This window comes from Fructilactobacillus hinvesii (assembly GCF_024029435.1).
Taxonomy (GTDB): Bacteria; Bacillota; Bacilli; order Lactobacillales; family Lactobacillaceae; genus Fructilactobacillus; species Fructilactobacillus hinvesii.
This window is the reverse complement of the sequence record NZ_CP097118.1, coordinates 1419873-1433915: the sequence shown is the minus strand read 5'-3', so window position 1 is coordinate 1433915 and position 14043 is coordinate 1419873. Positions and strand designations below refer to the sequence as shown.

Here is a 14043-nt window from a genome sequence, read left to right as displayed (position 1 = left end):
GATTGAAGTCGTGACAATCAAGTAAGATAGTGAGGATTAAAGCCAATGAGTATTATGAAAATCCATGGGGGCCGTCCCTTACATGGGGAAGTGACAATTGGTGGAGCTAAGAACAGCGTGGTTGCGTTGATTCCTGCCGCCGTTTTGTCCGACAACCCGGTTAAGTTAGACATGGTTCCGGATATTCTAGATGTTCATAATCTAATGTTAATTCTCCAATCAATGAACGTTTCATCCTATTTTACGGATGGCGTGTTACAAATCGATCCTACTGAAATTAAAACTGGTCGCTTGCCCAGTAAAGCAATTAAGAAGCTGCGAGCCTCTTACTACTTCATGGGAGCGTTGCTTGGAAAATTTCACCGTGCGGTGGTTAGTTTTCCAGGGGGAGACAACATTGGTCCCCGCCCCATCGACCAACACATTCGGGCGTTTGAAGCACTAGGTGCGCACGTAACCGAAAATGGTGATACGGTGTACATCGATGCTACCGAAGAGGGGTTGACCGGTGCCCCCATCTTCTTTGAGATGGTGTCCGTCGGGGCCACGATCAATGCGATGCTGGCAGCAACGTTGGCCAAGGGAGTGACCACGATTCATAACGTGGCTCAAGAGCCAGAAATCGTTGACATTGCTACGTTTTTAAACGAAATGGGTGCCAACATTACTGGTGCTGGAACTGACGTCATCCGGATTGAAGGGGTGAGTCACCTGCGCTCAACTAAGACCCATACGGTGATTCCTGACCGAATTGAGGCCGGGACCTACCTCTCGTTAGCTGCTGCGGTTGGAGATGGAGTTTTGATTAAGAATGTGGTTCCTGATCATCTCCGTCCGTTTCTTGCTAAGTTACAAGAAATGGGGGTTCAACTAACGGTGGTTGATAATACGGTCTACGTTAAAAAGCGGGGAACATTAAAGGGTGTGAACGTCACAACCGCCCCATTTCCGCATTTTGCAACGGACTGGCAACAGCCGCTAACGCCATTATTGCTAACGGCCAATAGCGAGAGTGTCATCACTGACACGATTTATCCTAAACGACAAAAGCACATCACTCAGCTTCAAAAGTTAGGAGCAAAGATTAGTGTTAATGACCGCAACCAGATTATTGTGCATCCTACGCAGGAGTTACACGGAGCAGAAGTGTCTGCTGGTGAAATTCGCGCTGGAGCAGCACTGATGATTGCCGGGCTGATGGCTCAGGGAGAGACCGTGATTAAAAAAAGTGACAATATTTTGCGCGGATACGATAACATTGAACGGAAATTAATGGACTTGCATGCGGACGTTGAGTTGATTAATCAGCTTGATTAGGCGTGGTTGCACGGAAGTTAGATTAATGATACACTACAAAAGTTGAGATATTGACATCAATCTCTGGGTTTTATAAATTCAGGGCAAAGGAGCGAGATTATTATGAAAAAAGGAATTCATCCAGATTTTCATGAAGTAGTCTTTCAAGATTCAGGTACGGGCTTCAAGTTTATTACGGGCTCAACCGCTACTTCTGAACAAACGATTGACATTGACGGTAAGACTTACCCATTGATTCGGGTGGAAGTTTCATCTGATTCCCATCCATTCTACACTGGGAAGCAAAAAACTGCCCAAGCCGATGGGGCTGTGGACCGTTTCAACAAGAAATACGGCTTCGCCAACTAAGGAATGCCAATCAAAAAAGCTTCTTCCAAAACGGAAGAAGCTTTTTTTATTTGGTTTGATGGCTGCGGCGTAAACCTTTGGTGTCGTTTAATACAAGGCAGAGGTTTAGCAGTACCAGGATTGAAGTCGAGATAAAAACTCCCGAGTAACCAAAGATGGAAGAAACCACCGAACCAATCATGGGACCCGTAAAGTTTCCCACCGCCTGAAAGGATTGGTTCCAACTAAAGATCCGACCGGTTACTTGCGCTGGGGTGTTCTTAGCGATGATGGCCTGTACCGCAGGCAGCATGCAGGCGTTGGAAACCCCGAGTAAGAACCGGAGGGCCATTAATTCCCAGACGTTGGTAACGAATGCCATGGGGATGTAGAGGAAAATGGCCAGGATGAAACCAAAGATCATGATTTTTTCTGAACCAATCCGATCTCCAATGGCACCCAACCGGGGCGCAGCGACAAGGGTTGAAATTCCCGGCACGGCGGCTACGATTCCACTAAACAAGGTTACCGTTGGACTGCCATGCATGATTTGTTTGACGTACAGGGAGAGGATGGGAGAAATGGAGTTGTTAGAGGCCTGAATAATCATGGTCGTCACAAACATCCCAAAGATTAACTTGGGGTGGGGAAGAATGTGAATGACTTCCTTAGTGTGGAGATTATCCTCCTTTGCCACCGGTTGAAACTTTTCTTTAACAAAGAAGAGAGTCACAAAGAAGACCACTAACATTAGGCTCCCCGTGATGAAGAAGGTGACCCGGTAACTAAAAATGGATGCTAAGATTCCCCCTAAAAAGGGGCCAAATAATGCACCAGACACCCCGCCGGTGGAGAGAATCCCCAGGGCTTTCCCACTTTCCTTCTTTGGAACTTGAATTGCTAATAGGGCGTTGGAGTTTGGCATGTAACCGGAAAAAATTCCTTGGATAAAGCGCAGGCCGATAATCATCCACACGTTGGTGGCAAACCCCATTAAGAGCACACAAATGGCCATTCCCAGTGAGGCACGGAGCAGCATGAGACGGCGTCCGTAACGATCGGCTAGACTCCCCCAGAGGGGAGAAACCACGGCAGCTACGATAAAAGAAGCTGAAAAGGCGAGGCCACTATAAAGACTTAGTTCACTACGCGTGTAATTTCCAAGACTCTCAATGTACAAAGAAAGGAACGGCATTAGTTCGCTAAAACCCATGCTGGTTAAGAAGAGTCCGACCCAGAGGGCAATTAGATTTTGGTGCCAGATTTTTTTCGGAACGACAAAGGGGGCTGAATCGCCCGTTTCGGGTTCAGCTTCACTCATGAGGGCTCGCCTCCTGTCGTTTTTGTTCTAAACGTTCTAACCAGAGGGGTAACGCTTCATTTAGCATTTGGTAGGTGGTTTCAAATTTATGGGTATACCATGGATCAGCAATGCTGTTACCGGCTTTACCGGGAACAACGTCCATACACAGGTGCACCTTAGCTCGTTCAGCTGGTGGTAATAAGCGTTGAACTTCAGCTAAGTTACTGTGGTCCATGGTGATGATGCAATCGGCAGCGGCTGCTTCTGATGCAGTGAGGGGATGCGAACGATGCTGACTGGCATCGAGCTGATGTTTTTGGAGCGTTTGCAGTGCTCCTGGATGGGGCGGATTCCCCGCTTCTTCGTCGCTAGTGGCTGCAGAAGTAATCCGGTAATGATTAGAAACGCCATGTGTGTTGGCTAATCGTTGAAACATTACTTCTGCCATCGGCGAACGACAGATATTTCCCAAACAAACGAATAACACGTTAGTGGGTTTCACGTTTATTCACTCCAATCTTAAAAATGCTTGTATTATCCATAATAGCAAATTCCCCGGAAAAACGGCATTGTTTTGATTAATTCAGTGGCGGATCTTTTTTGAAAAAACGGTAATTTTTTGTTTTTTACTAGCTGCGAGGGCGTATAATTGGAAACGATTGAATTATTGAGGGGTGAGCACATGCTAAACAATCTCATTTATCTACGCGTGAGTGTCACCGAACGTTTCGGCGTGGCTTGGGGCATTACAGCGGCCGACTTTATTAACGGAGTTAGTGAAATTCCACATAGCATTTTGCTGCTAAATGATGATTTTGAACGGTCCAACCGGTATAACTCGCACGCCAAGTTTCCGCTCGTGGTTGGTCGAAGCCAGGTCCGTGAGTATATTTTAGGGGAGCCAGGCTCAAAAAGTAATACCAAGTGGATTAACTACCAAACGGAAGATGGAATTGATTCGCTCACAGATGGAGAGATTGCAGACTTGCTCTATCTGGGACACATGGGGATTCCCACCTACCAGCGAACGCCTTTTTTAGGGAAATTACGGAATCAGATTGTGTATGTAGGTGGTAACAATGGGTTTAAACGGATTTATTTTCTTGACTTTGCTGAGCAGGATCACATTTTAGCACTCAGCATTAAACGTCATCTGCGTGAATTTCGTAATTCTCGGCGGATTTTTTCCCGGCCTCTGCCGATTAAGGACCTTGATCAGGTAATCTTAGATCGGTTAATTTGGATTAGTCGCCGTGGAATGATTTTGGCCTTTGATCTGACGAAGGAAATCCACCGCCGCTTTGAAATCCCAGTGTTTGTAAAAAAAGCGGAGCCAGAAAAGGTGATTTGGAGTAGTGTCGAACAGCTCCAAGCCGAAACGGGTCGGGTGGGAACCCTGACCTACAATACGATGAGTAATAAGTGGACGATTGAACTTGATGAACAGCACGAGGATCCCGATTTAAACGACTTTGTTTAGGGGCAATTCGGTTCTTTTTTCATTAATGTTATAATAGGACTGATTGCATTTTGTGCGATGATTTTGCATCTTAGGAGTATTAATTATATGAAAATGAGACTAGCTGAAATTGCGCAAGCGGTCCAGGGCGAATTAGTCCCCGCAACTGCAACTGCAACTTCACTTGAAGTAACTTCCGTAGCATTTGATAGTCGAGCCCTCACTGCTGGAGCATTATTCGTTCCTTTACGAGGAAAGCGGAACGGTCATGATTACGTAAAAAGTGCCAGTGAACACGGGGCCGTGGCATCATTGTGGTCTAAAGACCGATCAACAGATGGGGTTCCGGATGATTTTCCGCTCATTATCGTCTCTGATCCGTTGACGGCGCTCCAGGACCTTGCAAAATATTACCTGGCTAAGATTAATCCCAAGGTTGTGGCTGTGACCGGCAGTAATGGGAAAACGACGACCAAGGACTTGATTGCGGCTGTGATGCAAACCACGTTTAACGTCACAAAGACCCAGGACAACTTTAACAATGAAATTGGGGTTCCCATTACGATTTTGTCGATGAGTTCAAACACCGAGGTGCTGGTGGTCGAAATGGGAATGGATCGTCCCGGACAACTCCACCGACTAAGTGAACTGGTACAGCCAGATATTGCGGTGATTACCATGATTGGAGAGGCTCACATTGAGTTCTTTGGGACCAGAGCCAAGATTGCCCAGGCTAAACTAGAAATCACAGATGGACTATCAAGTGATGGCGTTTTTGTTTACGATGGCGATGAACCGTTGCTAACGGACCAGCCCGTTCGCACGAACCCACGACGGTTTACCTTTGGTCGGCAGGGAACGAATGATATTTATCCAACCAAGATCACGGAAAGTGATCAGGAAACCCGCTTTGAGACGAACCGGTGGCAGGACTTTGAATTTACAATTCCACTGCTTGGCGACTACAACGTTAACAACGCACTGGCAGCCCTAAGCGTCGGAGAGCTCTTAGAGGTCACTCCAGCAAATCTGCGGGGCGGACTGTCTCATCCGGATCTTACTGCCAACCGGGCTGAATGGGTACCGGGTAATCAGGGAGAAATGATTTTAAGCGATGTCTATAACTCAAATCCAACGGCGGTCCGGGCCGTGTTGCAGGCGTTTGCTGATACCGAACTAGATGGGAAACGAATTGTGGTCTTAGGTGACATGTTGGAACTGGGCGACCAATCAGAAGCCATGCATGCCGGACTGGCATCAGCCCTAAATCCGGCTACATTTCCCATGGTCTTTTTGGTTGGAAGCAAGATGACGGCTCTTTTTACAGCACTGATGGATTGTTACCAACCAGAAACGACGTTGTTTCATTATACGGAAGAACAGTTGCCTAAGCTAACGACCGCGTTGCGAAGTCACATTGCTCCTGGAGATGAGGTGCTTTTGAAGGCTAGCCACGGGTTACATTTAGAAAAAGTGCTAGCGGCCTTAACCAAACTAACGAAGGAATAGTTTGATTAAATTTGACATTTGCGGTATGCTGGAGAGGTTGCTTTTTTAAAAATAAGTACGATTTTGTAGGCAGAACGAGCAGATAAATTGTAAATCAGATTCCACTTGAAACGCGAAAAACGGATTTTTTTCAAGAGTGGGGTTGAATTTACCCTGATGGTTCAACAAGTAGGAGGAACACATTTGAATTTTGAAGATTTAGGACTAACAGCTAGTCTGTTAGAAGCAGTGGCAGCGAATGGATACACGGAACCAACTGCCATTCAAGCACAGACCATTCCACTGACCCTGAACGGGGAAGACGTGATTGGTCAAGCACAAACGGGAACCGGAAAAACGGCTGCGTTTGCCCTTCCCATCCTGCAAGGGATTGACGTCAACAACCCTGATGTCCAAGCGTTAGTTATTTCTCCCACCCGAGAATTAGCCATTCAGACTCAACGTGAAATTCAAAAATTGGGTAAGACCGAGGGGGCACGGGCTCAAGTTGTATACGGTGGGTCAGACATCCGGAAACAAATTTATGACCTAAAGAAGAAGCCCCAAATTATCGTCGGAACTCCCGGTCGGTTATTGGACCACATCCAAAGACACACCCTTAAGTTGGATCACGTGCGGTTCTTGGTACTTGATGAAGCCGACGAAATGCTTAACATGGGCTTTTTAGAGGATATTGAAAAGATTATCAAACAAACCCCTGCGGACCGACAAACAATGCTCTTTTCCGCAACGATGCCTGCTCCCATCAAACGAGTGGGGGTTCAGTTTATGACTGATCCAAAGCAGGTCAAGGTGAAAGCCAAAGAACTGACGACAGACTTGGTAGACCAGTATTACGTAAAGGTTAGAGACGTTGAAAAGTTCGATACGATGACGCGGTTGTTTGACGTTAACCAACCGAAGGTAACCATCATTTTCTGTCGGACCAAGCGGCGGGTTGATGAAGTCTCGAAGGGGTTGGTTGCTCGCGGTTATAAGGCAGCTGGACTACACGGGGATTTGACCCAAAACCGGCGAACCCAAATTATGAACGAGTTCAAGCGAGATCGGATTAATTATTTGGTGGCAACTGATGTGGCTGCCCGGGGAATTGATGTTTCTGGCGTAACCCACGTTTATAACTTTGATGTTCCCCAGGATCCAGAAAGTTATGTACACCGGATTGGTCGGACCGGTCGGGCCGGTCGGCATGGAACTTCCGTTACGTTTGTAACTCCAAGCGAAATGAGCTATCTGCGTGGGATTGAAAAGTTAACGAAGGTCCGGATGTTACCATTGAAGCCACCGACTGCTGATGAAGCCCTTGCTGGTCAACTTCAGTTTGCAAAGGCTGACGCGGAAAAATTAATTACCAAGACAGATACCGCCCGTTTCCAGGCGGCTGCGCAGGAGTTAGTGGATCGTTATGATAGCTTAGACCTTGCGGCTGCTTTGCTGAATGAGTTAACCGGAGAACAGGTGAAGGTACACATTACTCCCGAACGCCCATTAAAGAGTCATGGAGGTCGAGGAAACGGTCGTCATAGTGGTGGCTATCGGCGTAACAATCACCGAGGTGGCTCTAGTAACTACCGAAGTAACCGTCGGAATAATGATCATCGTGACCACGGTGATCGGCATCACGGCCGCAAAAATAATTTTGTCATTAAAAAGAAGCACTAATTAATTAACGCTGAGAGTCTTTTAGTTTAACCGCTAAGGGACTTTTTTTGTTAGCAAATAAAATTACTTAGCACTACTAGGCCAGATTTCTTCAACCAACAAGGGATTTCTGCCCTTCGTTTAGAACTGAAAATGATATAATGAGAACAATTTAACGAACGAGGAGAGCATCATGGTCGTTGCAAATAATCGAAACGGACAAATTTTAATCAACGAAACTGCTATTCGTAAAAATGTGCACCAGGCGGTGGAGCGCTTGACGCCGGGAAGCAAGTTATTCGCCGTGGTCAAAGCCGATGGTTATGGTCACGGAGCGGTCCAAGTTGCTCGGGCAGCAGCTGCTGCTGGGGCCACTGGCTTTTGTGTGGCCGTTTTAGATGAAGCCATTCAACTGAGAAAAGCGGGCTTGGTTGAGCAACCCATCCTGGTGCTCGGATTAACCGATGAAACCAAGGTGGATTTGGTGGTTAAGTATGACGTGACGGTGACCGTGGCGGATGCAGAATGGTTACGGGCTGCGGCCCAGCTGAAACAGTCCTTACGCGTGACGGGTCGCTTGAAATTTTTCTTGGCCCTTGATAGCGGGATGGGGCGGATTGGATTGCAGCGGCCGGAAGAGGTTCGAGCCTTCGTGGCAACCGTAAACGAGTTGCAAGCCCAGTTTGATTGGCAGGGTTTGTATACCCATTTTGCGACGGCCGATAGTCCGGATGACCACTACTTTAACTTTCAACTGCATAATTTTCGCCAACTATTAGGAGAAATTAAGCACTTGCCGCGGTACGTGTCCGTGGCTAATTCAGCGGCCGATTTGTGGCATCCGGTTCCAGAGGCAAACCTCGTCCGGTATGGGATTGCAATGTACGGACTCAATCCCTCGGGGACGGCGATTAAACCACCATTTCCCCTCACGCCCGCTCTGAGCCTGACTTCGGAACTAGTTTCCGTGCGTCAGGTCGAACCGGGCCGTTCCATCGGGTATGGAGCGACTTATTCCGTTACCGAACCCACCTGGATTGGGACGATTCCGCTGGGATATGCTGACGGATTGCGGCGTTCTTTACAGGGCTTTTTGGTCCTTGTAAACGGAAAACGGTGTCCAATTGTGGGCCGGGTTTGCATGGATCAACTGATGGTGAAGTTACCTAATTCGGTTCCAGTTCACACGAAGGTGACCTTAATTGGAACCGATCACGGGCACACAATTACCCTGCAAGAAATGGCGGAGCATTGCCAGACCATTCATTACGAGTTAGCCTGTGGTTTTTCGAACCGATTGCCCCGGTTTTACTATCAAACTGATTTAAACGACTAAAGAGTTCGAGGTGATTGATAATGCTAACGTATTTACTCAAGGGGAGTAAGACATGGGGAGCACCCACTAATTGTAAATGGAGTCACAAGTCACTTTCAATGAATGCCGTTCGGTTTAATCGGAACCCGATTGTGAATCAAATGGCCTATGGGTACCAGTCCATGGCGGGATTAAACCAACGAATTGTGGATGAATACTCAGCCTGTCAGTATGAATCAATCTTCAATTTAAATAAATATTACGATGAAATCCAGTAACCACAGACTTTAAGAACGAAAGGTTAGATTGAATGAGGGAAACGTCCATTAAGCGTGGTGATGTTTTTTTTGCTGATTTATCACCGGTGGTTGGCTCGGAACAAGGGGGGCTGCGTCCGGTATTGGTGATTCAAAATGACATTGGGAATCGCTACAGCCCAACGGTAATTGTTGCTGCAATTACGGCCCAGATTAGTAAGCCACGGATGCCAACTCACATTGCCATCGCTGCCAAACAAACTGGCATTGAACGAGATTCAGTGATTTTATTAGAACAAATTCGCACCATTGATAAACAACGATTGCGCGATAAGGTGACCCATTTATCGGCAACCATCATGGGGCAGGTTAATCAGGCCCTTGCCCTGAGTGTGGGAACCGATTAAATGGAACATACATAGTTAAGCGAAGAGGGTGGAATGTAGCCAGTCTCTTTTTCTGCTTAGTGAAAAAACAAAGGAGTAATTAGCATGAAAATGATTGTAGGATTAGGAAACGTGGGGGTTAAGTACGAAGGAACCCGGCATAACACGGGCTTTATGGCAATCGATCAATTTGCCAAGGACCACCAAATTGAGGTGAATCAACATAAAATGGAAGCAGACCTGGGCAGTGGTTTTATCGACGGGGAAAAAGTGCTTTTGGTTAAACCAACGACCTACATGAATGAGTCCGGACGGGCAGTACGCCCCCTAATGGCCTTTTACCAATTGGATTTAGAAGACATAGTGGTGGTTTACGATGATATGGATCTGCACGTGGGGCGGATTCGCCTGCGCACCCATGGATCCGCTGGCGGTCATAATGGGATTAAAAGTTTGATTGCACACCTAAAGACCGACCAGTTTAATCGAATTAAGATTGGAACAGATCACCCGAAGCACGAAAGCGTGGTTAAATACGTACTCAGTCAGTTCAGTTTAGAACAACAAGGACCACTGGTGGAAGCCTTGGATCACACGACACAGGCGTTAGATGAGTGGATCGCCGGGGCCGATTTTCCGACCCTCGAAAATCGCTTTAACTAGGCAAGTCGGTCAGAAAGGATTGTTGTGAATTTAACTCAAGTTTTTCAAGCATTACCCCAATATCAACAAATTCAAGCGAACTTAACGAAGAGTAAGCGACAGTTAGTAACTGGTACCAGTGGCATTGCCCAAAAATTATTGTTAGAAACGATTGTTAAGGACCACGCTAAGCCGCTTCTCTACGTGACGGATACGTTGGAACACGCGGAACAAGCCGTGAAGGAGTTTAGTGAAGGCGTAAGTGACATCCCCGTTTACCTGTTTCCCGCCGAAGAATTACTGGCAGCGGAAGTTGCCACTAGTTCCCCAGAATTTCGCTCCGAACGGGTGCAGGCTCTGCATGCATTGCAAGTTGGAGCCCCCGCCATCGTAGTGGCGTCGACCGCAGGACTCAAACGGGCATTACCACAGCCAGCTGATTTTGCAACGGCTCAATTAGTGGTTCACCTTGGAGATGATTTTGATCTAACCCAGTTACAGCAACGACTAGCAGCCATGGGCTACAGTCGGAAGAATTTGGTGGCTGTGCCAGGTGAATTTGCGGTACGAGGCTCGATTGTGGATATTTATCCCCTCAATGCGGAAAATCCCGTGCGCCTCGATTTTTTTGATACAGAAATTGATTCCCTGCGAAGTTTTGACCCTGCTAGTCAACGGAGCATCGAGAATGAAACGACGGTGACCGTTTTACCGGCTACTGATTTTTTGCCGACCACGCAGGATCGAGAACAAGCCGTTCGTCGCTTCCAAAAACAGTTGCAATCAGTCCAAGATCAAGCCTTACAGGAGCACATTGCCGCTTTAATCCAGGATTTGCAAACCAAGGTGACTAATCCTGAGTGGCAAATTTATGCTCATGATTTGTTTCAAAAGGAAACCTCATTATTAGACTATCTTTCCCCAGATGGAATCGTGGTCTTTGATGACTATGCTCGGATTCGAGACGCTAATCAGCAGTTAGAACAAGACGAGCAGAACTGGAAAGCGTCAGTAGCAGAGCAACACCAGCTATTTTCCGACCAACCGGTTAGTTTAAACCTCTCCACGGTGTTAGGTGCTAGTCACCAACCGTGGCTTTTGTTATCACTATTTCAAAAGGGCTTAGGCCGGTTACGCTTAGATGAAATCGTGAACGTTACGGTGCGGCCGATGCAACGCTTCTTTAGTCAAATGCCCCTGCTGAAAACGGAAATGGAGCGCTACCAGGCGGCGTTAACCACGGTGGTGGTGGTTGTGGCTAACGAAGAGCGGCTGACCCAAGTGCAACAAACCTTTCAGGATTTTGAAATTCACTGTAACGCGACCAGCATTGACCAGTTAGTTCCTAATCAGGTTCAGATTGTAACGGGGAACCTCACCATGGGGTTTGAACTGCCAGACGCTAATCTAGCCGTGATCACTGAGCACGAACTCTTTCAACGGGTAAGTGAACGCCAGCACCCCCGTCGGGTTCGGCAGCAACGCTTTACCAATGCCGAACGCATCAAGAGTTATACGGATCTAAAACCGGGTGATTACGTGGTCCACGTTAACCACGGAATTGGACGTTACGACGGGATGCAAACGATGGAAGTGGATGGTAAGCATCAGGATTACCTGACGATTACCTATCGCAACGATGCCCATATCTTCATTCCCGTCACGCAGTTAAATTTGATTCAAAAGTACGTGGCCGCAGAAGACCAACACCCCAGCCTCAACAAACTTGGGGGCAATGAATGGGCAAAGACCAAGAGTAAGGTTGCTAAAAAAGTTGATGACATGGCAGACGAATTGGTCAATTTGTACGCCCAACGAGAACAGACCCCAGGCTTTGCTTTTCCAGAGGATGATGACTATCAACTCGAATTTGAAGCGGCCTTTCCGTACCAACCAACGCCGGATCAAATTCGAAGTACGAATGAAATTAAACATGACATGGAACAACCCCATCCGATGGATCGCTTGTTAGTTGGGGACGTTGGGTACGGGAAAACAGAGGTAGCAATGCGGGCCGCTTTTAAAGCGGTTGAGGCCGGTAAACAGGTTGCCTTTCTGGTGCCCACCACCGTACTGGCCCAGCAACACTATGAAACGTTGACCAGTCGGTTTGAAAACTTTCCGGTCGCAATTGGAGTGTTGTCACGGTTTAACAGTGCCCGCCAGACCAAGCAAACGTTAGCCGATTTAAAGGCCGGTCAGTTAGACATTGTAATTGGAACTCATCGGCTGCTTTCAAACGATGTGCAGTACCATGATTTAGGTTTGTTAATTGTGGACGAAGAGCAACGTTTTGGAGTCAAACACAAGGAAAAATTGAAGGAATTGAAAAAGAACGTGGACGTGTTAACACTAACGGCGACTCCCATTCCGCGAACCCTCAACATGTCGATGATGGGCGTCAGAGACTTATCTGTAATTGAAACCCCACCAGCCAACCGCTATCCCATTCAGACCTACGTGATGGAACAAAATGACGCGGCCATTGTGGACGGAATTCGACGAGAACTACAACGCGATGGCCAGGTTTTTTACCTGCATAATCGGGTTAAAGACATTGAGGCCAAGGTTGATCAACTGCAAACCTTATTGCCGGATGCCCGGATTGGTTACATTCATGGTCAGATGACCGAACACCAGATGGAACAAATTTTGTATGACTTCATGAACGGGGACTACGACGTGCTGGTGACCACCACGATCATTGAAACCGGAGTTGATATGCCCAACGTTAATACGTTGTTTGTGGAGGATGCTGACCGAATGGGATTGGCTCAGTTGTATCAAATTCGGGGCCGAATTGGCCGGAGTAACCGAGTAGGACAGGCCTACTTTATGTATCAACCCAATAAGGTACTGACCGAGGCAGGAGAAAACCGCTTGGAAGCCATTAAGGACTTTACTGAGTTAGGATCTGGGTTCAAGGTGGCCATGCGGGATCTTTCGATTCGAGGAGCAGGGAACGTCTTGGGACGCGCCCAGCATGGTTTCATTGATTCGGTTGGGTATGACATGTACACGCAAATGTTAAACAATGCAGTCGCCCAAAAGCAGGGACAACAGCGGCAGTCGGTTAAAACGGATGCCCAGATTGAGTTGGGGATCGAAGCGTACCTTCCTAGCCGTTACATTACGGATCCTCAGCAAAAGATTGAACTATACAAACGGATGCGCCAACTAGACAGTGAGGACCAGTTTACGGAATTACAGAGTGACTTAATTGACCGGTTTGGTGAGTATCCAGTGGCAGTGGCCAACCTCTTGACGGTCGATTTTATCAAAATGGTTGCAGACTACGCTCTGGTGGACCAGATTAAACGAACTGATCACACGATTCTGATCACTATTAGTAAGCAAGGATCACAAATTTATCGCAGCCAGGACTTGCTCCGTGCCATTGCCACCACTGATTTTCGGGCGACGGTAAAAATGGTAACGGGACGGTTTCAACTGAAACTGATCATCCAGCCAACCATGCAAGAAGCAGACTGGCTTAATGAATTAAACCGATTGGTACAAGCATTAGAAAAAGCTAAACCAGCAGCACGTAAAGGAGAAACAAATGAGAATTGATAAATTTTTAAAGCTCTCACGGATCATCAAACGGCGCTCTGTCGCAAAGCAAATTGCTGATCAAGGTCGAGTTTTGATTAACGAGAAACCAGCAAAGTCAGCTAGTAAGGTGGGAGTAGGCGACAAAGTGATGATTCAGTTTGGAAACAAAACCCTAACCATTCGGGTGGTTGCTCTTTTACAAACCACAAAAAAAACGGATGCCATTGGAATGTATGAAGTTGTGAATGAAGAATACCAACGGGATTATCAAAAAGAAGCCGATGAATTATTGTAAAGTACAAGTTCTTGTTGTATCATGATTAACAAGAATA

At 47.0% G+C, this 14043-nt stretch carries 13 protein-coding genes; 11 read left to right on the top strand and 2 right to left on the bottom strand.

Going from position 1 to position 14043, the window contains the following annotated elements; all coding sequences use genetic code 11:
* Positions 1-45: 45 nt before the first annotated feature.
* Both M3M39_RS07300 and M3M39_RS07295 read left to right on the top strand, forming a co-directional pair.
* Positions 46-1317 (top strand): UDP-N-acetylglucosamine 1-carboxyvinyltransferase, encoded by a 1272-nt coding sequence (locus M3M39_RS07300; RefSeq protein ID WP_252797174.1) that lies wholly within the window; start codon positions 46-48, stop codon positions 1315-1317.
* A gap of 102 nt (positions 1318-1419) precedes the next feature.
* Positions 1420-1665 (top strand): type B 50S ribosomal protein L31, encoded by a 246-nt coding sequence (locus M3M39_RS07295; RefSeq protein ID WP_252797173.1) that lies wholly within the window; start codon positions 1420-1422, stop codon positions 1663-1665.
* Positions 1666-1711: 46 nt separating this feature from the next.
* Here M3M39_RS07295 and M3M39_RS07290 read toward each other — a convergent pair whose 3' ends face one another.
* Both M3M39_RS07290 and M3M39_RS07285 read right to left on the bottom strand, forming a co-directional pair.
* Entirely contained in the window at positions 1712-2965 is a 1254-nt protein-coding gene (locus M3M39_RS07290) for a multidrug efflux MFS transporter (RefSeq protein WP_252797172.1), read from the bottom strand.
* On the bottom strand, positions 2958-3449 hold the full coding sequence (locus M3M39_RS07285; protein ID WP_274705466.1) for a low molecular weight protein-tyrosine-phosphatase: 492 nt from the start codon (positions 3447-3449) through the stop codon (positions 2958-2960). The genes M3M39_RS07290 and M3M39_RS07285 overlap by 8 nt, the downstream gene beginning before the upstream one ends.
* A 180-nt stretch (positions 3450-3629) precedes the next feature.
* On the opposite strand from M3M39_RS07285, the gene M3M39_RS07280 reads away from it, so the two are divergent.
* From M3M39_RS07280 to M3M39_RS07240, 9 genes are all read left to right on the top strand, one after another.
* Positions 3630-4427 (top strand): hypothetical protein, encoded by a 798-nt coding sequence (locus M3M39_RS07280; protein ID WP_252797171.1) that lies wholly within the window; start codon positions 3630-3632, stop codon positions 4425-4427.
* An 87-nt stretch (positions 4428-4514) separates the two neighbouring features.
* Complete coding sequence (locus M3M39_RS07275) at positions 4515-5915, top strand: UDP-N-acetylmuramoyl-tripeptide--D-alanyl-D-alanine ligase (RefSeq protein WP_252797170.1); 1401 nt, start codon at positions 4515-4517, stop codon at positions 5913-5915.
* 183 nt (positions 5916-6098) lie between these two features.
* A complete protein-coding gene (gene cshA, locus M3M39_RS07270; protein ID WP_274705465.1) occupies positions 6099-7577 on the top strand; it encodes a degradosome RNA helicase CshA in 1479 nt (492 codons plus the stop codon).
* A 172-nt stretch (positions 7578-7749) separates the two neighbouring features.
* Positions 7750-8892 (top strand): alanine racemase, encoded by a 1143-nt coding sequence (gene alr, locus M3M39_RS07265; protein ID WP_252797169.1) that lies wholly within the window; start codon positions 7750-7752, stop codon positions 8890-8892.
* A gap of 20 nt (positions 8893-8912) precedes the next feature.
* Complete coding sequence (locus M3M39_RS07260; protein WP_252797168.1) at positions 8913-9149, top strand: hypothetical protein; 237 nt, start codon at positions 8913-8915, stop codon at positions 9147-9149.
* A 32-nt stretch (positions 9150-9181) separates the two neighbouring features.
* Positions 9182-9535, top strand: a complete 354-nt coding sequence (locus M3M39_RS07255) for a type II toxin-antitoxin system PemK/MazF family toxin (RefSeq protein ID WP_252797167.1) — start codon at positions 9182-9184, stop codon at positions 9533-9535.
* Between the two features lie 84 nt (positions 9536-9619).
* Positions 9620-10177 carry an aminoacyl-tRNA hydrolase gene (gene pth / locus M3M39_RS07250; protein WP_252797166.1) on the top strand — a complete coding sequence of 186 codons (558 nt, stop codon included), beginning with the start codon at positions 9620-9622 and terminating at the stop codon, positions 10175-10177.
* A 24-nt stretch (positions 10178-10201) separates the two neighbouring features.
* Positions 10202-13729, top strand: coding sequence for a transcription-repair coupling factor (gene mfd, locus M3M39_RS07245; RefSeq protein ID WP_252797165.1), 3528 nt, complete (start codon positions 10202-10204; stop codon positions 13727-13729).
* Entirely contained in the window at positions 13719-14006 is a 288-nt protein-coding gene (locus M3M39_RS07240) for an RNA-binding S4 domain-containing protein (protein WP_252797164.1), read from the top strand. The genes mfd and M3M39_RS07240 overlap by 11 nt, the downstream gene beginning before the upstream one ends.
* The last annotated feature ends 37 nt before the right edge of the window (positions 14007-14043 follow it).

Coding starts and splice junctions, on each gene's coding strand:
- M3M39_RS07300 (WP_252797174.1), top strand. CDS start 46: ATGAGTATTATGAAAATCCATGGGGGCCGTCCCTTACATGGGGAAGTG.
- M3M39_RS07295 (WP_252797173.1), top strand. CDS start 1,420: ATGAAAAAAGGAATTCATCCAGATTTTCATGAAGTAGTCTTTCAAGAT.
- M3M39_RS07290 (WP_252797172.1), bottom strand. CDS start 2,965: ATGAGTGAAGCTGAACCCGAAACGGGCGATTCAGCCCCCTTTGTCGTT.
- M3M39_RS07280 (WP_252797171.1), top strand. CDS start 3,630: ATGCTAAACAATCTCATTTATCTACGCGTGAGTGTCACCGAACGTTTC.
- M3M39_RS07275 (WP_252797170.1), top strand. CDS start 4,515: ATGAAAATGAGACTAGCTGAAATTGCGCAAGCGGTCCAGGGCGAATTA.
- alr (WP_252797169.1), top strand. CDS start 7,750: ATGGTCGTTGCAAATAATCGAAACGGACAAATTTTAATCAACGAAACT.
- M3M39_RS07260 (WP_252797168.1), top strand. CDS start 8,913: ATGCTAACGTATTTACTCAAGGGGAGTAAGACATGGGGAGCACCCACT.
- M3M39_RS07255 (WP_252797167.1), top strand. CDS start 9,182: ATGAGGGAAACGTCCATTAAGCGTGGTGATGTTTTTTTTGCTGATTTA.
- pth (WP_252797166.1), top strand. CDS start 9,620: ATGAAAATGATTGTAGGATTAGGAAACGTGGGGGTTAAGTACGAAGGA.
- M3M39_RS07240 (WP_252797164.1), top strand. CDS start 13,719: ATGAGAATTGATAAATTTTTAAAGCTCTCACGGATCATCAAACGGCGC.